The sequence below is a fragment of the Phytobacter sp. MRY16-398 genome, from assembly GCF_003925915.1.
Classification (GTDB): Bacteria; Pseudomonadota; Gammaproteobacteria; order Enterobacterales; family Enterobacteriaceae; genus Phytobacter; species Phytobacter diazotrophicus.
Genome location: NZ_AP018756.1, coordinates 3,260,762 through 3,287,175, shown reverse-complemented (window position 1 = coordinate 3,287,175; position 26,414 = coordinate 3,260,762). Strand labels below are relative to the sequence as shown.

The 26,414-nt window shown below is 52.1% G+C and carries 26 protein-coding genes; 10 read left to right on the top strand and 16 right to left on the bottom strand.

The genetic code is table 11. From position 1 onward, the window contains the following. Nucleotides 1-41: 41 nt before the first annotated feature. From MRY16398_RS16110 to cfa, 4 genes are all read right to left on the bottom strand, one after another. On the bottom strand, nt 42-737 hold the full coding sequence (locus tag MRY16398_RS16110) for a LutC/YkgG family protein (RefSeq protein ID WP_125124787.1): 696 nt from the start codon (nt 735-737) through the stop codon (nt 42-44). Further along, nucleotides 737-2,170, bottom strand: a complete 1,434-nt coding sequence (locus MRY16398_RS16105; protein ID WP_125124786.1) for a LutB/LldF family L-lactate oxidation iron-sulfur protein — start codon at nt 2,168-2,170, stop codon at nt 737-739. Before MRY16398_RS16105 ends, MRY16398_RS16110 begins: the two co-directional genes overlap by 1 nt. Nucleotides 2,171-2,179: 9 nt before the next feature. Further along, nucleotides 2,180-2,899 (bottom strand): (Fe-S)-binding protein, encoded by a 720-nt coding sequence (locus MRY16398_RS16100; protein WP_125124785.1) that lies wholly within the window; start codon nt 2,897-2,899, stop codon nt 2,180-2,182. A gap of 93 nt (nt 2,900-2,992) precedes the next feature. Beyond that, complete coding sequence (cfa, locus tag MRY16398_RS16095) at nt 2,993-4,141, bottom strand: cyclopropane fatty acyl phospholipid synthase (protein ID WP_125125688.1); 1,149 nt, start codon at nt 4,139-4,141, stop codon at nt 2,993-2,995. Nucleotides 4,142-4,351: 210 nt separating this feature from the next. Here cfa and MRY16398_RS16090 point away from each other — a divergent pair, with 210 nt between their 5' ends. Beyond that, the gene (locus MRY16398_RS16090) at nt 4,352-5,149 is read left to right on the top strand and encodes a helix-turn-helix domain-containing protein (protein WP_039079249.1); all 798 of its coding nucleotides are present in this window, start codon (nt 4,352-4,354) and stop codon (nt 5,147-5,149) included. Nucleotides 5,150-5,237: 88 nt separating this feature from the next. Here MRY16398_RS16090 and MRY16398_RS16085 read toward each other — a convergent pair whose 3' ends face one another. Next, nucleotides 5,238-6,119 carry a LysR family transcriptional regulator gene (locus tag MRY16398_RS16085; protein WP_125124784.1) on the bottom strand — a complete coding sequence of 294 codons (882 nt, stop codon included), beginning with the start codon at nt 6,117-6,119 and terminating at the stop codon, nt 5,238-5,240. Nucleotides 6,120-6,224: 105 nt separating this feature from the next. Between MRY16398_RS16085 and budA the strand changes: the two genes are divergently transcribed. Genes budA through MRY16398_RS16070 form a run of 3 tightly spaced genes read left to right on the top strand, consistent with a single transcriptional unit; the run spans nt 6,225 to nt 9,488 of the window. Beyond that, complete coding sequence (gene budA, locus MRY16398_RS16080) at nt 6,225-7,004, top strand: acetolactate decarboxylase (protein ID WP_039079247.1); 780 nt, start codon at nt 6,225-6,227, stop codon at nt 7,002-7,004. Between the two features lie 13 nt (nt 7,005-7,017). Beyond that, nucleotides 7,018-8,697 carry an acetolactate synthase AlsS gene (gene alsS / locus MRY16398_RS16075; protein WP_409349119.1) on the top strand — a complete coding sequence of 560 codons (1,680 nt, stop codon included), beginning with the start codon at nt 7,018-7,020 and terminating at the stop codon, nt 8,695-8,697. A 20-nt stretch (nt 8,698-8,717) separates the two neighbouring features. Further along, entirely contained in the window at nt 8,718-9,488 is a 771-nt protein-coding gene (locus MRY16398_RS16070) for a (S)-acetoin forming diacetyl reductase (protein ID WP_039079245.1), read from the top strand. A gap of 401 nt (nt 9,489-9,889) precedes the next feature. On the opposite strand, the gene MRY16398_RS16065 is transcribed toward MRY16398_RS16070, so the two are convergent. Beyond that, nucleotides 9,890-10,528, bottom strand: a complete 639-nt coding sequence (locus MRY16398_RS16065; protein WP_125124782.1) for a TetR/AcrR family transcriptional regulator — start codon at nt 10,526-10,528, stop codon at nt 9,890-9,892. A 302-nt stretch (nt 10,529-10,830) separates the two neighbouring features. On the opposite strand from MRY16398_RS16065, the gene MRY16398_RS16060 reads away from it, so the two are divergent. Together MRY16398_RS16060 and MRY16398_RS16055 are read left to right on the top strand one after the other, a co-directional pair. Further along, nucleotides 10,831-11,844: an HlyD family secretion protein gene (locus tag MRY16398_RS16060; protein ID WP_108701400.1), complete on the top strand. Its 1,014-nt coding sequence runs from the start codon at nt 10,831-10,833 to the stop codon at nt 11,842-11,844. Beyond that, entirely contained in the window at nt 11,837-13,228 is a 1,392-nt protein-coding gene (locus MRY16398_RS16055; RefSeq protein WP_125124781.1) for a DHA2 family efflux MFS transporter permease subunit, read from the top strand. Before MRY16398_RS16060 ends, MRY16398_RS16055 begins: the two co-directional genes overlap by 8 nt. A gap of 10 nt (nt 13,229-13,238) precedes the next feature. On the opposite strand, the gene MRY16398_RS16050 is transcribed toward MRY16398_RS16055, so the two are convergent. Both MRY16398_RS16050 and MRY16398_RS16045 read right to left on the bottom strand, forming a co-directional pair. Beyond that, nucleotides 13,239-13,936, bottom strand: a protein-coding gene (locus tag MRY16398_RS16050) for an IS1 family transposase (RefSeq protein ID WP_227157174.1) whose coding sequence is annotated in 2 segments (ribosomal slippage) — nt 13,239-13,687 and nt 13,687-13,936 — 699 coding nt in all. Because the reading frame shifts where the segments join, the coding sequence is not laid out codon by codon here. Between the two features lie 33 nt (nt 13,937-13,969). After that, complete coding sequence (locus tag MRY16398_RS16045; protein WP_125124780.1) at nt 13,970-14,434, bottom strand: GntR family transcriptional regulator; 465 nt, start codon at nt 14,432-14,434, stop codon at nt 13,970-13,972. A 128-nt stretch (nt 14,435-14,562) separates the two neighbouring features. On the opposite strand from MRY16398_RS16045, the gene MRY16398_RS16040 reads away from it, so the two are divergent. Continuing rightward, nucleotides 14,563-15,546, top strand: coding sequence for an SLAC1 family transporter (locus MRY16398_RS16040; protein WP_232034337.1), 984 nt, complete (start codon nt 14,563-14,565; stop codon nt 15,544-15,546). A gap of 3 nt (nt 15,547-15,549) precedes the next feature. Here MRY16398_RS16040 and MRY16398_RS16035 read toward each other — a convergent pair whose 3' ends face one another. The 3 genes from MRY16398_RS16035 to MRY16398_RS16025 are packed head-to-tail and all read right to left on the bottom strand — an operon-like array spanning nt 15,550 to nt 17,392. Continuing rightward, nucleotides 15,550-15,780: a hypothetical protein gene (locus MRY16398_RS16035; protein WP_125124779.1), complete on the bottom strand. Its 231-nt coding sequence runs from the start codon at nt 15,778-15,780 to the stop codon at nt 15,550-15,552. Beyond that, nucleotides 15,777-16,625: a PfkB family carbohydrate kinase gene (locus MRY16398_RS16030; RefSeq protein WP_125124778.1), complete on the bottom strand. Its 849-nt coding sequence runs from the start codon at nt 16,623-16,625 to the stop codon at nt 15,777-15,779. The genes MRY16398_RS16035 and MRY16398_RS16030 overlap by 4 nt, the downstream gene beginning before the upstream one ends. Beyond that, nucleotides 16,622-17,392 (bottom strand): YggS family pyridoxal phosphate-dependent enzyme, encoded by a 771-nt coding sequence (locus MRY16398_RS16025; protein WP_125125686.1) that lies wholly within the window; start codon nt 17,390-17,392, stop codon nt 16,622-16,624. The genes MRY16398_RS16030 and MRY16398_RS16025 overlap by 4 nt, the downstream gene beginning before the upstream one ends. 168 nt (nt 17,393-17,560) lie before the next feature. Between MRY16398_RS16025 and ptsJ the strand changes: the two genes are divergently transcribed. Together ptsJ and MRY16398_RS16015 are read left to right on the top strand one after the other, a co-directional pair. Next, nucleotides 17,561-18,856: a MocR-like B6 salvage transcription factor PtsJ gene (ptsJ, locus tag MRY16398_RS16020; RefSeq protein WP_125124777.1), complete on the top strand. Its 1,296-nt coding sequence runs from the start codon at nt 17,561-17,563 to the stop codon at nt 18,854-18,856. A 57-nt stretch (nt 18,857-18,913) separates the two neighbouring features. Next, on the top strand, nt 18,914-19,642 hold the full coding sequence (locus MRY16398_RS16015) for a type 1 glutamine amidotransferase (RefSeq protein ID WP_125124776.1): 729 nt from the start codon (nt 18,914-18,916) through the stop codon (nt 19,640-19,642). Between the two features lie 62 nt (nt 19,643-19,704). Here the strand turns inward: MRY16398_RS16015 and MRY16398_RS16010 are convergent, their stop codons facing one another. The 4 genes from MRY16398_RS16010 to surE all read right to left on the bottom strand — a co-directional run bounded on the left by MRY16398_RS16010 (nt 19,705) and on the right by surE (nt 23,832). Next, nucleotides 19,705-20,892, bottom strand: coding sequence for an aspartate aminotransferase family protein (locus tag MRY16398_RS16010; RefSeq protein ID WP_197718594.1), 1,188 nt, complete (start codon nt 20,890-20,892; stop codon nt 19,705-19,707). A gap of 227 nt (nt 20,893-21,119) precedes the next feature. Further along, nucleotides 21,120-21,983 carry a glycoside hydrolase family protein gene (locus MRY16398_RS16005; protein ID WP_125124775.1) on the bottom strand — a complete coding sequence of 288 codons (864 nt, stop codon included), beginning with the start codon at nt 21,981-21,983 and terminating at the stop codon, nt 21,120-21,122. Between the two features lie 53 nt (nt 21,984-22,036). Beyond that, complete coding sequence (locus tag MRY16398_RS16000; RefSeq protein ID WP_125124774.1) at nt 22,037-22,654, bottom strand: LysE family translocator; 618 nt, start codon at nt 22,652-22,654, stop codon at nt 22,037-22,039. A 395-nt stretch (nt 22,655-23,049) separates the two neighbouring features. Next, a complete protein-coding gene (gene surE / locus MRY16398_RS15995) occupies nt 23,050-23,832 on the bottom strand; it encodes a 5'/3'-nucleotidase SurE (protein ID WP_197718593.1) in 783 nt (260 codons plus the stop codon). Nucleotides 23,833-24,209: 377 nt separating this feature from the next. On the opposite strand from surE, the gene MRY16398_RS15990 reads away from it, so the two are divergent. Next, nucleotides 24,210-24,473 carry a hypothetical protein gene (locus tag MRY16398_RS15990; RefSeq protein ID WP_125124773.1) on the top strand — a complete coding sequence of 88 codons (264 nt, stop codon included), beginning with the start codon at nt 24,210-24,212 and terminating at the stop codon, nt 24,471-24,473. Nucleotides 24,474-25,088: 615 nt separating this feature from the next. Here the strand turns inward: MRY16398_RS15990 and MRY16398_RS15985 are convergent. Continuing rightward, on the bottom strand, nt 25,089-26,282 hold the full coding sequence (locus MRY16398_RS15985) for a tyrosine-type recombinase/integrase (protein WP_125124772.1): 1,194 nt from the start codon (nt 26,280-26,282) through the stop codon (nt 25,089-25,091). Nucleotides 26,283-26,414: the final 132 nt, after the last annotated feature.

Below are 26,414 nucleotides of genomic sequence, written 5' to 3'. Positions count from 1 at the left end.
GGGCCGGCTTAGGGTAAATCTTCGCGTGCCCGTTTATTGCATCAGCAGTCTTCGATAATCAAATAGACTGCGTTCAGCGGCCCGTGAACGCCAACGACTTTAATCAGTTCAATATCCGCCGTTGAACTTGGCCCGGCGATGAGATTGATACAAGAGGGCAGTGTTTCGCCTGACTGCACCCGCTGGCGAAGGATCTCCGCCAGTTGCGTGACGCCAGCCAGTAACCGGCTCTTGTAGATAACAAACAATGTCGTCGGAGGAAGCAGGCTGATGGCACGCCCCTGCAAGGGAGAGGAAAAGAGCACGACGCCGCCTGTTTCACAAAGGCCGTATTCGGCAAAGACCACACCGATGTTTGCCGCAGCGGCGTTACGCAAGTTGTCTTCTCTTCCCGGCGAGGCCCAGCAGTGTGTCGGGAACGTCTTCTGTAAGTGCGCCGTAATGCCCGCGTTTACCAGCCGGGCATCGCCGCTTATCAGTACCGGACCGCCGCCATAATGTTTACAGAGACGTTCGGCAACCTGTGGCAGGGTGGTAAGGGAGGCCCGTTCGCAGTGAGCCTGCATGACCTGTGCGGCAAAGGCCATAAAACTGTCGCAAGGTTGCTGTGCTATCTTTTCGGCATAGCGGCTTCTTAGCGGCGCTGCATGCGTCGTGGGCAATGGCTGAGGGATGCGGCGCGGTTCACGGCCAAGCTGCCGGGCAATGTTTAGCATGAAGGCATCACGGTTTTCCATTATGCGTCCTCCCCATTTTTACGTTGCTTTTGATGCGTTTTGAACCAGCTTCGGAAACTTTCTCCATCAGCCTGTGGCAGATCCCGAGCTTCCGTCCATTTGCGGATAGCGGCGATGCTAAAAGGCATCTTCCCGTTGCGAATCATCAGTTGCGCGGCGCGTGCGCCCGCCACCATACCGACCTTCCACAGAGCGTGATGACGATTAGCGTAATTGAACAGATGGACGGTCTGGCGTTCCATCGCGGGGGTCATTCCGTTTTCAGCCAGCGTCCGGCGGTGCTCAAGAATTAATGAAGACAAGGGGATACGAACCGGACAGACGTCATCGCAGGCCGTACATAACGAGCAGGCATAGGGCAGGTTTTTGAAATCCTTATAGCCACCGAGCAGCGGCGAGAGTACCGCGCCAACAGGGCCAGGATAAATGGAACCGTAGCCATGTCCACCAATATGGCGGTAGGCAGGGCAGGTGTTCATGCAGGCACCGCAGCGTATACAGCGCAAGATATCCTGAAAAGGCGAGCCCAGTACCTGCGAACGACCATTGTCGACAATCACCAGATGGAACGCCTCAGGCCCGTCGCTTTCTGCGTGACCACCGGGGCCCGTAAGCCAGGTGTTGTAGCCGGTCAGGCGGGCGCCCACGGCGCTGCGAGCCAGCATGGTCAGCATAATGTCCAGTTCTGCAAATGAGGGCACCACGCGCTCCATCCCCATCACGGCAATATGCGTTCGCGGTACGCTGGTGCAGAGCCGGGCATTGCCTTCGTTGCTCACAAGGCTCAGCGTCCCGGTTTCCGCGACCGCAAAATTGCATCCGGTAATGCCGATATCGGCGGTGAGGAAATCTTCGCGGATCTTCTGGCGAATAAAGCGTGTCATCGCTTCCGGGGTTTCGGCACCCTCGTAACCCAGTTTCTCCCGCAAGACGCGCTGAATTTGATGGCGGTCTTTATGTATGGCAGGAACAACCACATGGGAGGGGGCGTCGTTGGCCAGTTGCAGGATATACTCGCCCAGGTCGGTTTCGACGACCTCAATGCCTGCCGCCTCCAGCGCGGCATTCATGCCTATCTCTTCGGTCACCATTGACTTCGATTTCACGATTTTGCGGGCCTGCTTCTGCTGCGCAACCTGCAAAATGTAGCGGGTGGCATCTTCGCGCGTGTTGGCAAAAAAAACGGTGCCGCCATTCGCGGTGACTTTTTCACTGAGCTGATAGAGATACGCATCCAGATTTTCGAGAACATGGGCGCGAATATCCGCAGCGCGGGAACGCCAGTCGGGCCAGTTCTCAAGTTCGTCGATCATTTTCTGGCGATTAATGCCAATGCGATCCTGCGCGTTCGCGACCGCATGACGCATCACCGGATCGTCGATTTGCTGCTGTACCCGATCATAAAAGGGGAGGTTACTGGTTTTAAGAAACATAGGGATTCCTTAGCGGCTCATCAGCACATCGGCGATGTGCAGTACACGAACGTTGTGGCCTTCGCGCTGCAAGCGCCCGCCAATATTAATCAGGCAACTGGCATCTGCGCCGATCACATAATCCGGCCTGGCTTCCATAAGATGCGCCACTTTTTCCTTCACCATCTCCCCGGAGATTTCGGCCATCTTGACCGAGAAAGTTCCGCCGAAACCGCAACAGGTCTCCTGAGCGGCAAAAGGGATGATTTCCAGTTCGCGAACGCTACGCAACAGGGCCAGAGGTTCATCGTGTACGCCAAGCTTGCGAAACAGACTGCACGAAGGATGATAGACAGCCCGCCCCGGCAGGCGCGCACCAACGTCCGTGACGCCAAGCTGGTTTACGATAAACGAGGTCAGATCAACCATTCGGCTGGCAACTTTCGCCGCGCGCATTGCCCAGTCTGGTTCATCCCTCAGCCAGTCCTGATAGTGGCGAATCGCGTTCATACACGACCCGGCGGGTGAAATAATGGGATCGTCGTTGATCTCAAGGGCGGTAATCTGCGCTTTCATACCTGGCAACGCATCGGTAATGTAGCCGCTATTGATAGCCGGTTGACCGCAACATCCCTGATGTTCAGGAAACTGGACACGACAGCCCAGTTGCTCAAGCAACAGAACACTGTTTCGGGCCATCCGTGATTTAAGCGCGTCGCCAATGCAGGTGACAAAGAAATTAACGTTCATATTATTTTGCTTCCGGAAAATATAATGACTCGCGTCTTTTTTCAATAAGACAGTCAGTGATGGTGTTGTTAGTCACCTTATTAAATTATGTATTTAGCGAGCCACGCGCAGCCCGCCGGAGACGCCACGGCTTAGTACCAGTTGCCAGAGTTGAATATTTCTGGCGCGAAATGCGCCCGCACAAGCGGTGAGGTAATAGTTGAACATACGCTGAAATTTCAGGGAGTAGTTTCCTGATAATTGCGGCCAGGCCTTATTGAAGCGACTATGCCATGCCATCAGGGTCTTATCATAATCAGCGCCGAAATTATGTAAGTCTTCTATGACGAAATAAGGTTCACAGGCTTGCGCGACCTGTTTTACGGAGGGCAGGCAACCATTAGGGAAGATATATTTATTGATCCAGGCATCAACGTTATATTGGGTTTTATTCGAACCGATGGAATGCAATAAAAAAAGACCATCGGGTTTCAGGCAGCGATCTACCGCCTTAAAATAGGTGGCGTAATTTTTCGGCCCTACGTGCTCGAACATGCCGACAGAAACGATACGATCGTACTGTTTATCCAGATCGCGGTAATCCTTGAGCAGGATTCGCACATCCTTTCCGGCACTGAGGCTCTCGGCGTAGGCTTTTTGCTCTGCGGAAATCGTAATGCCTTCCACACGCACGCCATAGTGGTGCGCCGCATACTCTGCTAAACCGCCCCAGCCGCAGCCAATATCCAGCATTGTCATGCCGGGTTTAAGCTGTAATTTTTCGCAAATCAGCGCCAGCTTGTTTTCCTGGGCGACAAATAGCTCATCGGCCTCTTTCCAGTAGCCGCAGGAGTATTGCATGTTGGGATCGAGCATGCGGCTAAAGAGATCATTGCCCAGGTCGTAATGCACTTCGCCGACTTGCCAGGCGCGTTTGCGTGACTGTGGGTTAACAAGGCGGGCAAACGCGATGCGCAGAAGATCGGATAAACGGGCGGGGCGTTGTTCGTCCAGGTGGGCGCGCAGCAATTTATCAAAAAAGATATCAAGCCGTTTGCAGTCCCACCAGCCTTCCATATAACTTTCGCCAAGACCGAGCGAACCCTGCTGTAAAACGCGTTTAAAAAAACGGGTATCGTGCACCCGGATATCCCAGGGTTCAGCGCCATTAATTTCAATTCCCGCCTGTGATAGCAGTTCTTGCACAATGCGCAGCCAGTGGTTTGGTGTGCTGATCACATCGACGGTACATTCATTAGCCATCATCTCTCCTTTAACGTAGCGTGCAGCCAGCCAGAAAATATCCCTGTCACGCCAGTCAATGTTTGCGAAAAGGCTTATCCCTCAGGCAGATGGCTGGTAAATTATTCATGACGGGTGAACCAGATTTATGACCGCTTCATTATTCAGTAAACCCGCCTTGTCTGCGCTGTGCTATCAAGACAAACTTCATCGAATAGAGGCCAGGTGCTTATGTGCTCTACGTTAGTGTTACCGCCGAGTCAGCCGGTGAACGGCCAGCCCGCCCCGGTGCTGATGGCATTGCCGCGCGCGGTTTACTTTCGCAGCTACCCCCTGATGGGCGATACGGGCGTGGACATGCATGAGCACCCCTTCGCTGAATTCCTCTATGCGCGCAACGGCAGTATGCGTGTGGAAATTGAAGGCAAGACGCTGGTGGTTCCCGTTCTCTATGGCGTGTGGATCCCGGCTCATGTGCCGCATCGTATTCTTGCTACGAGCGACGTGCTGCTGGAAAGTCTCTACGTTGAAGCCGATTTCGCCACCATCGCTTTCAGTGGCAGCAAAGTGGTGGTGGTCAGCGATTTCGTGCGTGAGTTTATTCACTACGCGACACAAAATGTGCCGGAGTTGTATGACGATAAAGGGGAGGATGGGCAACTTGTGCAAGTGCTGATTTCGTTACTCAGACGGTTGCCGGATGCCGGTCTGGCCATATCATGGCCGGGCTCACCTTTACTGATGAAGGTCTGCCGCCAGATCCAAAAAACACCGGGTGACGCGCACAGCATTGAGAAGTGGGCCTGCGATAGCGGCATGTCGGTGCGCACTTTTTCACGTCGCTTCAAAAAAGAGACCGGCGTGGCGTTCAGTGAATGGAAAAAACGCGTGCGCTTGCTGGAATCCGTTGTGATGCTCAAAAACAAGCGTAGCGTTACACAGGTTGCCCTTGATCTGGGCTATTCAAGCCCGGCCGCATTCACCTTTGCTTTTCGCGCCATGTTCGGCGTGCCGCCGACACGGTATTAGGTTGTTTCCTGGGTAAACCGTCTTCACTCAGATTGCCGTTGCCCTTGTGTTTAAGTCCCTCAGAGAGCAGGGCACAACCGCGCAGCGTTTACTTCTCAGTCAGCATCGACAAAAAACGTTTCACCGTTCGCGAGCGTTCGAAACGTCGCCAGCACAGCGCGATCTCGGTATAGAGCGTCGGTGAGATAAGCGGATGATGAGTAACATTCGGCGGAGAAATGACCACCATTGACTGCGGCACCAGGGCAAAGCCGCTGCCTGCGGACACCATGCTGATGGACGACGAAAGCTGTGAGCACTGTAGCGCGTTTTGCATATCAATCCCGCAACGTGCGCAGCAGGAGTAAACGCGATCATATAAACAGGGAGCAATCTCCTGTGGGAACAAAACCACTGGCGTATCCCGGAGCTGCTCAAGCGACAGCGAACCGCTTGCTGCGAGAGGGTGATCGCGATGCAGTACCACCACCATTGGTTCCCGGTCCAGTATCTTTACTTCGAACGCTTTACTGCTCTCACAAGGCAGCCGGACGAATGCAATGTCCAGTTCCCCCTCCGCCAGCATCGTTGTAAGAGAGGACATGTTGGCTTCCAGTTGATGAATCTTCACCGCCATGTTCTGCAACTGAAAATGGCGAATAAGCATGAAGATCATCGGATGAAAAGCGTCTGAACTGGTAATCCCGATCGACAGATTGCCGTTGAGCCCACGAGCAATACCCCGAACTTTTTCGACTGCTATGTCGCTCAACGCCAGGATCTCACACGCGTCTTCATAGAAGGCTTTTCCCGCTTCGGTCAGCTCCACGCCACGCGTCAGGCGTCTGAACAGCGGTGTACCCACTTCCTCCTCAAGCCGCTTGATTTGCTGGCTCAGGGGAGGCTGCGAAATTCCCAGCGCTTTAGCCGCCTTAGTGAAATGTCTCTCGCGTGCAACCGTGACGAAATACCGCAGATAACGAAGTTCCATATCTAAAACGTCTCAAACCAGCATGGTTTCTATATTGGAACTCCCGGCTGAATCGGGTCAACATTTATTTAACCTTTCTAAAAAAAGTTGAAGAGGACGAGCATAATGATGCATTCATCGGCATGCGACTGTGAGGACAGCCTGAGCGAGACCGTACGTGGGTTCTCTGCCCGGCACCCTGACAGCGTGATCTATCAAACATCGCTAATGAGCGCCCTGTTAAGCGGCGTATATGAGGGAAACACCACCATCGCCGATTTGCTGGCACAAGGTGATTTTGGTTTGGGCACTTTTAACGAACTGGACGGCGAACTGATTGCCTTTAGCAGCCAGGTGTACCAGTTGCGCGCCGACGGTAGCGCCCGCGCCGCGAAACCAGAGCAGAAAACGCCGTTCGCCGTGATGACTTGGTTCCAGCCGCAGTATCGCAAAACCTTCGATACGCCGGTCAGCCGTCAGCAGATCCACGACGCGATCGACCAGCAGATCCCTTCCGATAACCTGTTCTGCGCGTTGCGTATTGATGGCAACTTTCGCCACGCCCACACTCGCACGGTCCCGCGCCAGAAGCCGCCTTACCGGGCGATGACCGACGTCCTGGACGACCAGCCGGTGTTTCGCTTTAACCAGCGCGAAGGGGTGCTGGTCGGATTTCGCACGCCGCAACATATGCAGGGTATTAACGTGGCCGGTTATCACGAACATTTCATCACCGATGACCGTCAGGGTGGGGGCCACCTGCTCGACTACCAGTTGGAGAACGGCGTGCTCACCTTCGGTGAAATTCACAAACTGATGATTGACCTGCCCGCCGACAGCGCTTTTTTACAGGCCAACCTTCACCCAGGCAATCTGGATGCGGCTATCCGTTCCGTTGAAAACTAACAGGAGAACCATCGTGAACAGTGATAAACAGGTTCGCCAGTGGGCGCACGGCGCCGATATGGTTGTCGGCCAACTGGAAGCGCAGGGCGTTAAACAGGTTTTCGGTATTCCGGGTGCGAAAATCGACAAAGTGTTTGATTCCCTGCTGGACTCCTCCATTGAGACCATCCCCGTACGCCATGAGGCGAACGCGGCGTTTATGGCGGCAGCGGTAGGACGGTTGACGGGCAAAGCCGGGGTAGCGCTGGTCACCTCCGGACCGGGTTGTTCAAACCTGATCACCGGCATTGCTACCGCCAACAGCGAAGGCGACCCGGTTGTGGCGCTGGGCGGGGCGGTGAAGCGGGCGGATAAAGCGAAACTGGTGCATCAGAGCATGGATACCGTCGCAATGTTCAGCCCTGTCAGCAAATATGCCGTCGAGGTCAGTTCCCCGGACTCGATTGCCGAGGTTATCTCAAACGCGTTTCGTGCCGCCGAGCACGGCAGACCGGGGAGCGCGTTTGTCAGCCTGCCGCAGGATATTGTCGACCAGCCCGCCACTGGCGCCATTTTGCCTGCCAGCGGCCCGGCGATGATGGGCCCGGCACCCGAATCGGTGATTAACGATGTGGTGAAGCTCATCGACAATGCCAAAAATCCGGTCATCCTGCTGGGTCTGATGGCGAGTCAGCCTGCCAATAGCACGGCGCTGCGTAAGCTGTTGGAGAAAAGTCGTATTCCGGTGACCAGCACCTACCAGGCCGCCGGGGCGGTAAACCAGGAACACTTCACCCGCTTCGCCGGGCGCGTCGGCCTCTTTAACAACCAGGCGGGCGACCGGCTACTGCATCTGGCGGATCTGATTATCTGTATTGGCTACAGCCCGGTGGAGTATGAGCCGTCCATGTGGAACAGCGGGGATGCCACGCTGGTGCACATTGATGTGCTGCCCGCGTATGAAGAGCGTAATTATGTGCCCGACATCGAACTGGTGGGGGATATCGCCGCCACGCTGAACCAGCTTGCCAGTCGGATTGACCACAAACTGGAGCTGAGCCAGCGCGCGTCAGAAATTCTGGTCGACCGCCAGCATCAGCGGGATCTGCTCGATCGCCGCGGCGCCTCGCTCAACCAGTTTGCCTTGCATCCGCTGCGTATCGTAAGAGCCATGCAGGACATCGTAAATAACGACGTGACGCTCACCGTGGACATGGGCAGCTTCCACATCTGGATCGCCCGTTATCTCTACAGCTTCCGGGCGCGTCAGTTGATGATCTCCAACGGTCAGCAGACCATGGGCGTCGCGCTGCCATGGGCGATTGGCGCCTGGCTGGTGAATCCGGGGCGCAAGGTGGTTTCCGTCTCCGGTGACGGCGGCTTCCTGCAATCAAGTATGGAGCTGGAAACCGCGGTGCGTCTTAACGCCAACGTGCTGCATATCATCTGGGTGGATAACGCCTACAACATGGTGGCCATTCAGGAAGAGAAAAAATACCAGCGACTTTCCGGCGTGGCGTTCGGCCCGGTCGATTTCAAAGTCTATGCCGACGCTTTTGGCGCCAAAGGCTTTGCCGTGGAGAGCGCCGATGCGCTTGAGCCCACACTTCGTGCGGCGATGGATGTCGATGGCCCGGCCGTGGTGGCCATTCCCGTTGACTATAGCGATAACCCGCTGCTGATGGGCCAGCTCCATCTCAGCCAGATTTTATGACTCACTATAAGGACAGAAAAATGAAAAAAGTTGCTCTTGTAACCGGCGCAGGCCAGGGGATTGGTAAAGCGATAGCGCTTCGTCTGGTAAAAGACGGCTTTGCTGTTGCCATTGCCGACTATAACGATGAGACGGCGAGCGCCGTTGCCGATGAAATCAACCGTAACGGCGGCAGCGCCATCGCCGTGAAGGTGGATGTCTCTGACCGCGATCAGGTGTTTGCGGCGGTCGAAAAAGCCCGCACAGCGCTGGGCGGTTTCCACGTTATCGTCAATAACGCCGGGGTTGCGCCTTCCACGCCCATCGAATCCATCACATCGGAGATTATTGATAAGGTTTATAACATCAACGTGAAAGGGGTGATCTGGGGGATTCAGGCGGCGATTGAGGCGTTTCGCAAAGAGGAGCACGGCGGCAAGATCATTAACGCCTGCTCTCAGGCGGGTCACACCGGTAATCCGGATTTGGCCGTCTACAGTTCCAGTAAGTTCGCGGTTCGCGGTTTAACCCAGACTGCCGCACGGGATCTTGCTCCGCTTGGGATCACCGTTAACGCTTACTGCCCGGGTATCGTTAAAACGCCGATGTGGGCGGAGATTGACCGCCAGGTGTCTGAGGCTGCGGGCAAACCGCTCGGCTACGGTACCGAAACCTTTGCCAAACGCATTACGCTTGGCCGCTTGTCCGAACCGGAAGATGTTGCCGCCTGCGTCTCGTACCTTGCCGGGCCGGATTCCGATTATATGACCGGCCAGTCTCTGCTCATCGATGGTGGGATGGTGTTCAATTAAATTCGACGATACCCGTCATGCTTCACGTTGCCTGTGCGCTCGGCTGGTCACGTACTTACCTACGTTATTCAGACTCGCGGCGTTCATGTAACACGAATTATTAAGATATAAGCTCTGACATGAGTTTTCCCCTGCATCCGTGCAGGGGCTTTTTTTGCAATAAAATAAGGGGGGACTGACACAGTGCAGTGCAGTGCAGGCGTGGCGTGCATGGTTATTACGGCTAAACCCGCAGTTTTGTCGCCATTAAACGAGGCGCTGTAGGCCATATGTGAAATGCAGCACAGGTATGTGGCAGATAATCACCTTCATTCGAATGGCTGGCACGCCCGTGAATGATAAAGTCATTATCAGCGTGCTTACGGGCCGCTTTCCAGGCGTTTTAAACAGAGCGTACTGGTTTAGAGATATTGGGTCCCCTCCGCTGCGGCTTCCGCAGCACAAAATCCGCGAGCTGTAATGTCAAAAAGAAACTCAATATCCGTTTGCTCAATATTCATCTTTTGACGGAACAACGCCTCAGTGTATGCGACACGCCATGTATTCATAATAATGGTGGCGAGCAGATGCGCCGTAGGGTCCGTCTCTGGTTGCCCGGCATCTGACGCCAACATTTTTCCAAGTTGTTTGCAAATAATATCAAATTGCATAATGCCAAAGGTGCTCAGCGTTGTGCTGTCCGCAACAACCTGCCAAAATTTAACGACATTCTGGTTAATCATAAAAACTTTATGTTTTTGCTCAAGTAATTCAGCCGTCAGCCCCTTCAATTTGGCGAGCGGGGACCGTTCGTTACGGTTCTTAAGGCTTTCCTCCAGTAATTCCGTTATCTCGCCCATGCGGTCAAACAACAGTTCTTCCTTACGCACAAAATAGTTAGACACTGTCATCTTCGATACATTTGCCGCCTGCGCAATATCACTAATGGTTACGTTATCAAAACCATAGCGGATAAAAAGCTGAGTGGCTTCATTTGAAATGTGTTGGCGGGTAAGTCTCTTCTTCTGTTCTCTCAGCCCTTCCGGTTTGTTTGCCTTCATTGTTTTCCTCTCTCACCGATCAGCGGACAAATCCCCCTTGATCTTTTATTTGATATAAATTTATACTCGATAAAAGTTTATATCAAGTAAAAATAATGGTCGAAACCAATTATGGGCACCATCATAAACCTAATTTTTATTGTTAACTCACTGTTTTCTTTCACATCCATTTATCTGGAAAGCCGGGTCGATACACATCGGAGACTACCATGCTATTGATAACATCAGCGATAACGCCTGCCTCTCTAGCCCAGGGGGACGCCAGCACAGGCGGTGTGGGCCGAAAACGGGGCATTCTACGTATGGCCTTTCTTGCCTTTATTGTTTTTGCTGGCATTTGTGCCTGGTGGATAGTCAACGGTTGGTACATCGAAGAAACCGATGACGCTTTTATCAAAGCGGACAGTATCTCCATTTCATCAAAAATCGGCGGATATGTTGAGGAAGTCCTGGTGACGGATAATCAAGGGGTACGAAAAGGGGAGCCACTGCTCCGTCTTGATAGCCGCCATAGCCACGCAGCGATCGATAAAAAAGTAGCTGATATCGCCAGGTTTGAAGCGGACAAAGCACAAGTGCAGGCGCAAATCGCACAACTGGAGGCGCAACTCATCCAGGCCGATGTGCAGCAACAAGCCGCTCGCCTGGCCGCCCAACATGCAGAAAATGAATGGGCTCGCTATCAACCACTGGTAAAGACAGGGGCGACCACACCACAGCAACTTGCCGACAGGGATAACGCCCGTCAACAAGCCTGGGCGCAATTACATGCCCTGGAAGCCGGAGTAAAAGCCGCCCGGGCAAAAATTGTCGAGTGTCACGCCGAAGAACAAGGATACGAGGCCCAGTTGCAGGGCGCCAAAGCCGACCTGCAAAGTAGCAACCTGGATTTAGAAGATACTGTTTTGCAAAGTATGCAGGATGGAACGGTGGGAGATGTGGGGGTCAGAGCAGGCCAGTACATCCAGGCGGGTTCACGTTTAATGTCGATAGTGCCAACCAAAAGCATTTACGTTATTGCCAACTTTAAAGAGACCCAGGTTGGTCGCATGCAGCCCAATCAACCCGTACGTTTACATATAGATGCTTTCCCCGGAAAAACTTTTGCAGGCCATATTGAAAGTCTTGCGCCTGCAACCGGATCGGAATTCGCATTATTGCCACCGGAAAATGCGACGGGTAATTTCACGAAAGTCGTGCAGCGGGTTCCGGTTCGAATTCGTTTCGATAATCAAGACATGCCATCAACGGTGATTGCAGGCCTGTCAGTAAGAGTTGAAGTTGATACACGCCAGGAACCTCAACATCATGGCTGAGCAAATCAAACCCAAAAATAACGCAACACTCACGGACTGGATCGCTGTTGCAGCAGGCGCGGCCGGTGCCCTTATGGCGACACTCGATGTCTCGATTACTAACTCGGCCTTACCGCAAATTCAGGGCGCAGTAGGTGCTACGGGAACAGAAGGAACCTGGATTACCACCGGCTATATGATGTCCGAAATTGTGATGATACCGCTGGTGGCATGGCTGACAAAATGGCTTGGGCTACGTAACTTGCTGGTTATGAATGCAACACTGTTTATTGTTTTCTCTTTTTTGTGTGGCTTTTCATCCAGTTTGCCGTTTTTGATTGCGGCCCGCGTGGGGCAGGGGTTCTGTGGCGGTGCCATGATCCCTACCGCGCAATCGATCGTCCGAACGCGTTTACCGTTACATCAACTTCCGGTCGGGATGACTGCATTTGGCCTGACAGTCATTATGGGGCCCTTGTTGGGGCCCGTTGTCGGGGGCTGGCTTACTGAAAATGCAAACTGGTCATGGTGTTTTTTTATTAATGGGCCAATCTGTCTCGTCATGTTAGTCATGCTACTTTGCGGATTACCTGCAGAGAAAATTAAATCGCATGAGTTTGTTAAAGCGGATTGGTTAGGAATTGCGGGTCTGGCGCTTGGTCTCAGTACATTGATAGCGATTCTGGAAGAAGGACAGCGAGAAAACTGGTTTGAATCAACAATGATTTGCAGGCTCAGCGTGATTTCGGTGACAGGCTTGTTGATGATTATCATGTCGCAAATACATGTAGAAAAACCCGTGTTAAACCTCAGGCTATTTAGAAATAAAAGTTTCTCCTCTGTCATCATCATTATATTCGTTACCGGGATTGTGCTTTATGGCATTGCCTACCTGGTGCCGCAATTCCTTTCACATATCGCAGGGTATAATGCTGAGCAATCCGGTGGCGTATTGTTGCTTGCCGGGATACCCGCATTGTTATTAATGTATATTTTGCCCCGTCTGGTGACGAAGGTGGATATCAGGCTGATCGTTATTCCTGGCCTGGTGCTATTTGCAATAAGTTGTTTTATGGATACGTCACTTAGCATACAAAGCTCTGGGGATAGTTTTGTCATTTCACAACTGGTTCGCGGCACCGCGCAAATGCTCTGTATGATGCCACTAAACCAGGCGGCAATGGCGGCGGTGACAAAAGAAGAGTCGGGTGATGCCGCTGGTTTATATAATATGGCACGTAACTTAGGTGGGGCAATAGGACTTGCGCTAATAGGGACATTTTTAGACAGAAGAGAAGCATTCCATAATACTGTTCTCAGAGAGTCAGTACATGCCAGTTCTCCGGTGGCTCAGTCTAAGTTCGAGGCGCTTGCAGGATCCTCCGTGGGCGGGAATAGCCGGTAATGACTCCAACTTACTGATAGTGTTTTATGTTCAGATAATGCCCGATAACCTTGTCATGCAGCTCCACCGATTTTGAGAACGACAGTGACTTCCGTCCCAGCCTTGCCAGATGTTGTCTCAGATTCAGGTTATGTCGCTCAATGCGCTGAGTGTAACGCTTGCTGATAACGTGCAGCTTTCCCTTCAGGCGGGGTTCATACAGCGGCCAGCCATCCGTCATCCATACCACGACCTCAAAGGCCGACAGCAGGCTCAGAAGACGCTCCAGTGTGGCCAGAGTGCGTTCACCGAAGACGTGCGCCACAACCGTCCTCCGTATCCTGTCATACGCGTAAAACAGCCAGCGCTGACGTGATTTAGCACCGACGTAGCCCCACTGTTCGTCCATTTCAGCGCAGACAATCACATCACTGCCCGGTTGTATGCGCGAGGTTACCGACTGCGGCCTGAGTTTTTTAAGTGTCGTAAAATCGTGTTGAGGCCAACGCCCATAATGCGTGCACTGGCGCGACATCCGACGCCATTCATGGCCATATCAATGATTTTCTGGTGCGTACCGGGCTGAGAGGCGGTGTAAGTGAACTGTAGTTGCCATGTTTTACGGCAATGAGAGCAGAGATAGCGCTGATGTCCGGCAGTGCTTTTGCCGTTACGCACCACGCCTTCAGTAGCTGAGCAGGAGGGACAACTGATGGAGATGGAAGCCACGGGAGCACCTCAAAAACACCATCATACACTAAATCAGTAAGTTGGCACCATTACCCCCAGCCCGAACTGATTAAGTCTGCCAGGATAACGCAGGACACGGTTAAAGGCCTGTCGGAATTCAGTCACAGGAAGATGCGTGGTGCAGGCATGGCTGGGTAGCAGTGAAATGCTGCCGGGAAGTGCACTGTCGGGAATGCATTCGACTTCAGCTTTTCGTTCAGATTTGCGCTGAGCGGAGGCAATGTTGCCCTCACGTGATGCGCAGATCGCAGTACCTCTTCCTACATGACTCTCACAGAGGCCTTTCAGACACAACACTTCATATGCCCTGATCACACAGCCTCTTGAAACACTCAGTTGCCGGGACAGATCTCTCGTAGAAGGGAGAAGGGCTGCGTGTTCCGTCAGGCCGTTAAGAATATGCCATTCAATTTGCCCCGCAATTTGCAGGTAAAGGGGAACAGCAGCCTTGTTACGGTTCAGTCGAAATTCAATCATTGAGACATACCCGGACCAATTATTTAATGATATTGGACCTGTGACACGCGCCACGAAAGGACCACTATACGACTTTAAAGTTATGTTATGCGGACAGGGCAAGCCCCTGATGCCGTCGAGAGAAAACCGTGTTCACCAGAATTGAAACTGTCACCTTTGATTATTTTGCATCTGTCATGGGTATCACCGGGCTGGGCCTTGTGTGGCGCTCTGCCGCTATGGCGTATCCTTTACCAGTATGGCCGGCAGAAGTCATCCTTCTCTCCGGTTTGGTATTATTTCTTATACTGATTTTGACTCAGCTGCTTCGCGTGTTTTTCTGTCATTCCTGTGTGGTTCAGGAGTGGCGTTCGCGGGCAGGCAGAAACTTTTTTTGTGCTGCTACCATCTCTGGATTCCTCCTTGCTATGGCGTTACTTCCGTACAGCTTCATGGCGGCTAAGCTGCTCTGGATAGCGTCTCTATGCGCACAGCTTATCTTCCTGGTCAGCACGTTCCGGCGCTGGCTGATTGACGAACTGGAAGCACACGAGATCAGTCCCGTCTGGCTTATTCCTATGGTTGGTAATGCCTCGCCCGCTTTTACCGGTGGTGTGCTTGGCTTTTACGCACTGAGTAAAATGATGTTGTTTTCAGCCATTCTTTGCTGGACGATTTTTATGCCTCTCATTATCTGGCGTATTGTTTTTATCACTCCACAGACAACCAAAAAGGCCATGCCGGGCCTGGCAATCATGATTTCTGCGCCAGCGGTTATTGCTGTCGCGCTCGATTGTCTCTACGGGACGATGACCGAGCTCGCACAGTTTATGGCATGGACTGCACTTTTTTTTGGCATCGTGCTGGTCAGCCTGTGGCGAAGAATGCTTCCCGGGGCCTTCGGCCGTGGATGGTGGGGATTTACCTTTCCGTCAACCGCGCTTGCTTCAGCACTCATCAGGGTTGATGTGGCGATAAAGGATCCACTCAATCATATGATTGCCATCAGCGCGCTGTGGCTTGCCACGGGCGTAGTCTGCGCGGTGGCATACCTGACATGCCAGCATGTCATAAGGCCGGCCGTTGATATTGCAGACACTAAATCCGGGCCTGACAGGCCGTCCCGCTCATAAGGCCTATCTGTTACTGAAAAGAGTCTCGCTGCTGAGCAGTTTTATGCCCTGCGGCGAACTTTCCAGAATACGCCTTTCTCCTGCTGAGACTGTCCGGGTGAATGACAGTCCGGTACCGGAAGATAATGATATCTGCACCTGTTCAAGTAATGCTTCGCCTTTTGCATCACTCACTTCCATAAAACCTATTTCAGTCTGATTCTCAAATATATGTAACCGATGTTTTTTCATCATTGCTGTCTTTTCCCCGGTTGTACGTACAGTTCGTTATACCCAGCAGCCTGGCTTTCCAGGACTCTCTGAGCGGTAAAGAGTGCAGCAAGCTGAGTGGCGTCTTCAATACGATAGCCCTGAAGAATTCTTGCCGTGAGCTCTGCCGAGAACAGATCTCCGGTACCTTTCGGTGCGCCTTTATAAAAGCAGTGTTCCGTGACGGTAACGCTGTCAGGTGTGACACAGAACACTTCCATTGTTTTCTGAGTTATCACAGTTGCCGCACTGGTTACCACGACCCATCGGGTGTTTTTAGTCAGCAGTGTGCGGGCGCCCTGTACAATATCTTCCCTGTGTTGCAACGGACATCCGCAGAGCTGAGACAGCTCAAAAACATTTGGTGTTAATCCTGTAGCCAGAGGGACAAGGTGTTCCCGGTAAAAAGTCGCAAGCTCAGGAGCGACATAAAAGCCCGTATCCTCATCACCCATCACAGGGTCGATGATAACCCGGATGGAAGGATTGATTTCACGAAGGCGGATGAGCCACCCGTGGAGGGCCCTTGCTTTTGCCACACTGCCAAGATAACCCGTCAGCACAGCCTGTAAACTGCCGGCCTGTCCCCGTTCTTCGATAGCACGCAGATAACCGTGAAACCACGCATCCGGAATTTCTCCGCCATAGCTGGCAGGAAAATGTGGTGTATTACTTAACAGAAATGTAGGGACAGCAAGTGCATGAATGCCATGTTGCGTTAAGGCCGGCAGGGCAATACTGTTGCCCACACTCCCGTAGGTGACCTGAGACTGGACGGAAATCACATCTGGTTTATCCACCAAAAGCGGTACTCTCGTTGTACTGCTCACCTGTTTTCACCCTTAATACCTGGCCAGAAATATTCGTCAGGCAGGCTGCGCGCCCCAAAAATAGCCTGACCGACGCGCACTACGGTCGCGCCTTCTTCAATGGCCACCTCAAAATCTCCGGACATACCCATTGATAATTCATGTGGTGAATAACCCCCGGGTTCCAGGTCAAGGATGTGATCTCTCAGTTCACGCAGACGCACAAAACAAGCCCTGATACGTGCCTCATCACGTGTGAATTCCGCAAGTGTCATCAGTCCCTTAACATTCAGGGCATCACATCCGCGCAGTTGCTCTAAAAAAGGGATGACATCCGGCAAAGCCAGGCCATATTTGCTCTCTTCCTCAGACGTATTAACCTGCACATACACATCCAGGCTCCGGTCCTCGGCCAGAAGTCTTTTATCAAGTTCAACAGCAAGGCGCATACTGTCCAGAGCCTGGAATTCGCTGGCAAAACGTGCCACCACACGGGCCTTGTTGCGCTGCAGGTGACCAATGACTGACCACTTAAGATCTGTCAGATCGTTCATTGCCTGTGCTTTTTGCCATGCTTCCTGCACCTTATTTTCGCCCAGCAAAGTACATCCAGCCTCATGGGCAAGACGAATGTGTTTTTCATCCATGGTTTTACTGACTGGCAGGAGCCTGACGCTGGACGGATCTCTGCCCGCGCGTTCACACGCTTGCTCGATTCGTTTTCGGACAGCGAGCAGGTTATCCCTGAAATCCTGGACGCTTTCTGCGCGTGGCCACTGACCATGCATGTCATGACGCGTTCGGGCATGTTTTTCAGTCTCAACAGCATCAGCTTCGGAAGAAAGCGTTCGGGTAGAACAGGTATTTTCTGGATCGTGTACAGGCATAAATGGACTTCTCTGTTGCGCTATTTTATTATTGACATAGGCTATATATCTATTTGTCATAGGTCAATAATGATTATCGGAAAAACCGCAAGCGATATCTTTGAACACGTACGGTTGCGTGTGCAGTCAGGTGAGCTCTGTCCGGGAGACTCGCTCCCCCCCGTGCGTGAACTTGCCACGCAGCTTGACGTGAACCGCAATACGGTTGCGTCTGCTTATAAACGACTGACGGATGCCGGCATTGCTGAATCTCGTGGCAGGAATGGCACAATCATCCGGGGTACTGATGCTCCTGCTCAACAGGAAGGCACCCCTCCGGGTCTCGCGCTTATTGATCTCGCCGGTGGTAATCCCTCACCGGTATTACTACCGGATATGGCTGTTGCGCTGACCAGCATTCAGCTGAAACCGCGGTTGTATGGTGAGCCTCCGGTGGGAGATGAGATAGGCCGCTATGGCCGGGCGTGGTTAGAAGAAGATATCGATGTGGATTTTGAGCTGTCGCTGAGCAGCGGTGCGGTTGATGCCATCGAACGTATTTTGTGCAGCTATCTGATTGGCGGCGATCGCGTTGCCGTTGAAGACCCCTGTTTTCTGAGCAGCATCAGTACCATAAGAAACAACCGTTTTTTACCCGTGGGCGTTGGCATGGATGAGGAAGGTCCGTGTACTGGTCTTCTTGCTGAACAGCTGGCGTCAGGTGCTCAGGCTGTCATTATCACGCCCAGAGCACATAACCCGACGGGCTGGGGACTCAGCGAACAGCGGGCAGGGGAGATCCGCGAACTGCTTATTCAGTATCCTCAGGTGCTGGTCATTGTGGACGATCATTTTTCATTGTTATCCACCTGCAGCTATCACCATGTGATACCCCCGACCACCCGCCACTGGGCGCTGGTGCGTTCGACATCTAAATTCCTTGGACCCGACCTGCGCCTGGCCTTTGTCGCCAGCGACAGCGAAACCGCAATGCGCCTGCAGCAGCGTCTGAACGCCGGTACTAACTGGGTCAGCCATATCCTGCAGGATATGGTGCTGGCCACCCTGCAGTCTGCTGAGCTTTCAGCGTCAATACAGCAGGCCAAAGAAATCTATCATTCCCGCCGGCAAGTTCTCCTCAGTGCACTGGCAGGCTGCGGGATCGAAATGTCCTCATGCCATGACGGACTGAACATATGGGTACCACTGCGGGGACAAAGTGCCCCGGTTGTCATGCAGATGGCGCAGCGTGGCTGGCTGGTTCGCGGAGGGGAAGCCTTCGGACTGAGCCACAACTGCAATGGACTGCGTATTACCGTCTCGGATCTGAAAGAAGAGTCAGCCGGGATATTTGCTGAAACTCTGGCGGCGCTGCTGAAGCATTAAATCCCTTCAGCCCGTTATGCTGGTTGATGATTAACAGACTTTACGGAGCTCAGTTGAATGCGCGTACATTTTATTGTTCATGAAAGTTTTGAAGCCCCAGGCGCCTATGAAACGTGGGCCAGAAAAAAGGGGTATGAAGTGACCTTTTCCCGCGTCTATGCGGGGGAAAAACTGCCATCTTCAGTGGAGAGGATTGATTTCCTTATCGTAATGGGTGGGCCACAGGATCCGGCTACGAGTATGGAGACATGTCCGCATTTTGATTCGAAAGCCGAGCAGGCCGTCATTCTGCAGGCTGTGAAAGCAGGCAAGGCGGTCATTGGTATCTGCCTGGGTTCGCAGCTGATCGGTGAAGCCCTCGGTGCGACGTTTGACCACAGCCCGGAGAAAGAGATCGGTAAATTCCCGATCACACTGACGAATGAGGGCCTCGCTCACCCGCTGTTCTCACATTTCGGCCAGTCGCTTGAAGTGGGTCACTGGCATAATGACATGCCTGGCCTGACTCCGGATGCAAAAATTATTGCCGCGAGTGAAGGCTGCCCGCGCCAGATTGTCGCCTACAGTGAGCTGGTCTATGGCTTTCAGTGCCACATGGAACTGACGCGAGAAGTGGTTGAGTTACTGATCGAAAACTCGCAAAAAGACTTAAGCCGTGCTGCAGAGTTCCGTTTTGTCGAGACACCTGACGTGCTTCGCGCTCATGATTATGACGGGATGAATCAGAAGCTGTATGCGTTCCTTGATAAACTGACGGAAAAATACCGTGACCGGGCAGATATCTGATCCCCTGTAAACAGTGCGTTGAGAGCCGGTGCGACTGGTACCGGCTCTGGCTGGAAAGATAGTTATTCTTTTCTGAGCCACGTCCGGGTAGCTCTGGCGAGGCGTTGCGCTATCATGGCAATCTCATTTTCCGTCGATATCAGTGCAGGCAGCAGACGCACGGTTTTTTCTCTCGTCACATTAATGAGCAGTTTTTCCTGCGAAGCGCAGATATCAGCCAGCTCCTCGCATGGCCTGCTGAACTCAATCCCGGCCATCATGCCGTGGCTGCGTATAGCTGTAACACACTCAAAATCCTGCATCTGTGATCGCAGGTAATCACGAAGCAGTATGCCCCCTTCACTGGCATTCATTAAAAGATTGTCCCTTTCAATAATATCAATGACCTGACAGCCGACGCGGCAGGCCAGGGGATTTCCGCCAAAGGTCGAGCCATGATTTCCCGGCATAAAATATCCTGCGGCTTCTCCGCTCGCGAGACATCCTCCCACGGGAATGCCATTACCCAGGGCTTTCGCAACTGTAATTACATCCGGAAGAATGTCCGCATGCTGGAAACCAAACCATTTTCCCGTTCTCCCGAGGCCAGTCTGGACCTCATCCATCATAAGAAGCCAGCCCTGCTCGGTGCAGATCTGCCGGACCGATCTCAGAAAGTCGGGTGACGCGACATTCACGCCGCCTTCACCCTGAACGGGTTCCATGAGTACAGCCGTTACCTGGCAAGCCTGACCGGCTATCTTCCGGATGGCGTCAATGTCCCCAAATGGCACCCGCCTGAAACCCGGCACAAGCGGAGCAAAACCTGCGTGACCGGCAGGATTTCCGCTGGCAGAAAGCGTGGCAAATGTCCGGCCATGAAAACTTTTATCCATCACAATAACTTCAGGTGCCTGGAAACCTTTGCGGGCACCATGAAGCCGCGCCAGTTTAAGCGCTGTTTCATTGGCCTCCGCACCGGAGTTACAGAAAAAGGCCCGGCTCATGCCCGATATCCGGCAGAGTTGCTCTGCCAGCCTTTCCTGCCACTCGATAGAAAACATGTTGGAAGTATGCAGTAGCCTTGACGCCTGGATGGCAATAACAGCGGCGATCTCGGGATGAGAATGCCCGAGGGATGTAACCGCCACGCCCGATATTGCATCCAGGTACTCTCTTCCGAAGGTATCAACCAGATAATTTCCTCTGCCGCTAACGAACCTGATGTTACGACGTTTGTAAACGTTCATCAGGTGATTTATCTCACTCATTACCTGCTCTCTTTTAAACGACACATTTTCAGTATTATGTCATATGACACAATATTTTTGTCATATGACATAATTTTTTTTGTGTGTTTTGTTCTCCAGAAAACGCACAGAGTCAGCCTGCTGCCGTTCTGGCAGCAGGTTAGCGTAAGCTGGTATCTGGACTGAGATGAAAAGAAGGGTATCGGGCTCGCTGATGACGGATAACAATCTACAGCGAGTCTTACTGATTACTCTGCAGGTGCGTGGTAGTTGATCTGACATTGCGGGCCATAACATTTAATGGCCATACAACCTGCTTTACCGCTGCGGCAGTTATGTTTGACGTCGAGGTTATGGAGCCTGACATTATACACGGTGTCAAAATTGAGCCCGTCATCAGCATTACCATGTACGTCCAGATTGCCCATATAAACATTTGTTAAGTGCGAACCACGTATACCGTGTCCTCTTGGGCTGTCGTAAAAGCCAGCGCCGTCCTCGCCTGACTGGATTACCCGCAAATCTGCCACCCGCCGAAAATACACGTTATGAAAGTAGTCTTTCTCTGTATTGCCATTGTTATGCAGTTTCAGATCAATGGCAGTGACATGACTTGCACCCTTGATATGAATACCGTCGCTACTGTTTTCCACCTCAATCTTTCTGAGGAGGATATTGTTACAACCGGTATGCTCGCCGGCTGTCGGGTCGCCCGCGCAGTCAAGGAATATGCCGATGTGATTGTTACGCAGATCCTGACTCTCAGGATTCTGGTTAATCGTTCCGACAATTTTAACGTTCTCGATACTGATATTGCTGACATCAGATGAGTAAAAGAGAGGCGCATTTATCGTTGAGCGGACAGTATCACGCCAGGTGATTATGGTTTCTGGTCCGGTACCAGCCAGATTAACGTTATTTTTTAGTAAAACCGTACGGGACTGCGCATAGGTTCCGGGACGTAAATGAACGGTTCCACCGCCACTCCCGGCCACTTGTGTAATGCAGGCATTTATATCCTGCCCCGGAGAACATGTGATGCTCGTTGCGGCTGCTGATACCTGGCCACTCAGCGCGATGAGGGCTATTAAAATCCTTGATAAAACTGACATTAAGCTGTCCCGTTTATAATTTGTTAAGCCCGGGATAAAGCGGGCACACTGTCTCATCGAAGAATAAGTTTGATCCCGAGATAGCTCATCATTAGCCCGCCGGCTTTATCAAACCAGTTTCTGTAACTTATATAAGCCTTTCGGGGCTTCTCGGAAGAAAGCAGCCATGCAACTGTCCCGTACCAGGCCGCATCGATACAAAAAGCCATAACCGGAAGTAACAGATAGAGATATGGCGATATATGTTTGCTCAGAATGGCAGCAAAAATACTGCCGAAAACGATGGCTGTGTTAGGGTTGCTCAGCTGTATAACCAGTCCTTTGATAAAAGCATTACCGGGTCGCATAACCCCGCTGGCAGCGGTGTGTATGTCTGTCTTTCCTGACCTTGTCAGCATCCGGAACCCCAGCCACAGAAGATAGACTCCCCCTGCAGTTTTAAGTGCCGCATACAGCCAGGGAACGAGCACCAGTAAGGAGTGCAGGCCTGCCAGCGCTATCGTGGAAAAAATCATGCAGCCCACTCCCATCCCTGCAGCGGCGGCCAGCGCACTGAGTCTTGAGGAGGTAACAGCAGTCTGCGCTATCATAACGAAGCTGGGTCCGGGACTCATTGCTCCCAGCAAAATCGCGCCAGCGACAGAAAGCAGGGCCAGGATTGAATCAGGCATATTATTCCCCGGTTATTTAGTTAGTGGTTTGTCAGGTCAGGTAGCGGGCAACACTTTTATGGAAATTATTTCCTGACGAAGATGCCCCTTGGCATAATCCCAGGTCAAATAAAATTTGACACAGGACAATGAAAGCCAGAGTAAGTTAAATAATGAACTGGTGCATTGATGAGAGTGTTTCGAAATATCTCATCCGTGAGGCAATCGTCATAAGGCTCAAATCACAATGACTCCCGCTGTTATGCGTTCTGTCAAAATGTTGCTGAGCCATAACGATATACCCTGCACTTCTTTGAGGTTATCGGGATCTGAATCGGGAACAGCGGTCGATCCGATAGTACCGGTTTTCGGATCTCAGCGGAAAACAGGACATGGCGCCTTCCCACTGACCTGGTTCAGGACAGGCGGTGTGTTAAAAAAATCCGGGCATCTTCGCTCGTGCGGTTAAAGTGTAACGGTGTCACTGAAATACCGCAGTGATTCACCACGCCGGATTCCGTTCCGCTGAGCTCCTCCGCGTCACCATGCCGTAACTCTATCTCACACTGGCTGACCGATCCCTCTTCTGCCACAACGCTGACGCTGAATCCACTGAGGCTTCCGTTCCCCTGGCGGGTCACTGCAAATGGTTTTACTTTTTCAGGAGCAGTATCCGGGAAATTAACATTCAGGCAGACCTCATCGGGCCAGCCCGCCGACAGCAGGGCACGGAGAACGTCAGGCGCATGCCTTTCGGGCGTTTCCCAGTGCGGCTGAACCCTTTTATCCCGGTGGGCAAGGCTGAGGGCCACAGCAGGGATCCCAAACAGCCTGCCCGTCAGGGCGGCACCGACCGTTCCGGAAAAGAGGGTTTCATTACCCAGGTTCGGTCCGCGGTTGATACCGGACAAAATCAGATCAGGAAGCGCACCGGCCATCAGGTGTCCGCAGGCGATGGCCACGCAATCAGCGGGGGTGCCGGCGACGGCATATTCCCTTTCCCCCCGGCAGTCCATCCTGACAGTCCGGTGCAGGCTGATACCCTGTGACGCGCCGCTCCTTTCATGGTCAGGCGCCACAACCCAGACTTCGGGGGCCAGCTGCGCGGCGATTTTTTTCAGTACAGCCAGCCCCGTTGCGTCGATCCCGTCGTCATTGGTGATGAGGATGCGCTGACGGAGGTAATTCATGGAAGTCATATTTTTCCTTATGTGTTGAATGAGACACAGCGTTTCTTAGGCGGACCTTTACTGTAACAGACTCCTTCACTGAGATACGGCTCATTCCGGGGTAATGGCATACATTGAGAGGGCAGGGTAGACCCGGCATCCTTAATCCGGCACGGTTGCACACCTCTCCTCAGCCTGGGCATGAAAGCTCCCCTGCACCCACCTTGTAAAGAGTACCGGTAAAAGCGGTTTCGCATTCCTGCCAGTCTGGCATCCCTGACTCAAATATGGTTACCTGAGGAGCAGGGGGTCGTTCTGCTGTTCCGTTGTCTGCTATAAAATCGACTTAAGAGTGGTATACAAACAATGCAATCATCACTTCCAGTTCACGTAACAGGAAAAGCGTTATGCCAATTTCTATTAAAGCGACGAAAAATACACGCACAGGTATCAGGGGAGTACAACGATATGGGGATATGTATCGCTGGCGTGTTGATGCAGTCAGATTCAGAAGCCTTACAGGACAAGATCCAACACCCCCATTCATTGCCCGTCTTAATGAGCGTGTATCCGGATGCGTGGACTCGCTTGGTTTTCATACGATTGAGGATGCTGGCGATGACCTTTGCCGGTTCTTAAAAGCGATGACCGGGGGGGCGTTTGAGTACTGATGACCTGACCCGAAATTACCCGGGCTGCTGAACAGGCCCGGTTGCAGGCAGAACAGCGTGCCAGTTAACAGAGCAATCCGTTAATTTACGCCATTCTCTCAGACATTATTTTTTTACGCGATACCCATCTGTTTCGATGAAAATGAGGGTGGTTTAATCAATAAGGGTGGGACAAAAGGTCAAAAATGAAACAGCATTTATCTGATATTTAACATAAGACAGATGATGCACATCATCTATGTAGTTGCAAAGTTGTAATGTCCGTTCTGGGCTAAGTTAAGATGCCCGTCACGTAGATTTACCCTCAAGGGATTCTGATTACGGCTCATGCAGCGGAGTTTTTTACTTTGAATGAAGTTTACCGACTTAAAATCATTCAGGGGGGACGACCGGCACCTGACAACGCAGATGGCCACGCAGCGCCTGGGTATCTCCTGTCAGCAATATCAAGCCAGGGCATGTGAAAATTTCGGTGGCTTGATAGTGACGCTTAATTGAGGTTAATCAACATCTGTTATTCATGCTCAACATGTAATGTAGGTAGAATTATAGGTTATTTTAAATAATCAAAAATTTATTATATTAATCAATGATGAAGCACCAATGCATCAGCGTTTACGAAACATCAACGCTGATGTCGGTGCTGCTTACCCATCCATCAAGCCTATCAGCCCATTCCTGCATCATCACTTTACGCTCATCAAGATAGGTCGCATGGTTGTACGCGCGGCGAACATTGTTGGTATCAGCATGCGCAAGCTGAGCTTCGATAGCATCAGGTCGATAGCCCATCTCGTTTAAACGGGTACTTCCTGTAGTTCTGGTTGCATGTGGGCTATAAGTTCCGCTCCAGCCGAGGCTTTTAAGTAGCTGACGCAGCGAGTGTGATGTCATCGGGCCACGTGGGTTGTCCCGGCCCGGAAAAAGGTGCTGTCGATGCCCGGTTAATCCTTGTAACGTTCTGAGCATATTAACAGCCTGGGAGGGAAGGGGAATAACGTGTTCTCTGCGAGCTTTCATGCGCGTTACCGGAATGGTCCATAGGGCATTATCGAGATCGAATTCTGCCCATTCTGCCTCGGTGACTTCGGCTGGTCGCGCCAGCGTCCACCACATTAGCCACATGCAATAGTTAACCTGATATGAGCTGCGACTGTTATCAAAACAGCTTAATAGCTTCCCGATTTGTTGTGGATTCAATGCCTGTTTGTGCTGTGTCTTATTCGCCGGAAGCGCCTTGCGTACAGGCCAGACAGGATCGCTGTCAGCTCTAAGCGTTGCCACTGCCAACTCGAAAACCGATGAAATGGTACGTCGGGCTTCAGCAGCAACAGTCGGAGCGCCGCGTTTAGCGGTTTCCTGAAGAATTTTAAGAATGTGGTGTGGGGTGATCTCTCTGACAGGGAGCTTACCGATTGCGGGGAAAACCACACGTTCAAGCATATCCAGTCGGCGTGTTTTGGTAATTTCGGCCCAGTCTTTCATCTGCAACCACTCTTTGGCGATCAGCTCAAAGGTGTTAGAAGCGTCATTGACCTTGCGGATCTTATCTAACTGACGAGCCAGTGTCGGGCTAACTCCATCTGCGACTTGCTTACGCGCTTGCTCGCATTTCTCGCGAGCTTCGGCGAGCTTTATCGCTGGATACTCACCCAACGCAAACATGCTTGATTTTCCGTTGAGTTTAAATCGATAGCGCCATGCCTTTTTGCCATTGGGTTTCACTTCGAGGTAGAGACCATTAAAGTCATTGAGTCGATAGAGTTTTTCTTTTGGCCTGGCAGTGCGGCATTGCGTATCAGTGAGCATAGCGGGTCCTTGACTATTTCTTATACCGTTATTGTACTCACCTAAAATGATAATGGAAACGGATTATACTCACCTATGTACTCATTTTAGACTGCGCTTCCATGAGATCACATGAGACAATGTGGAATAAAA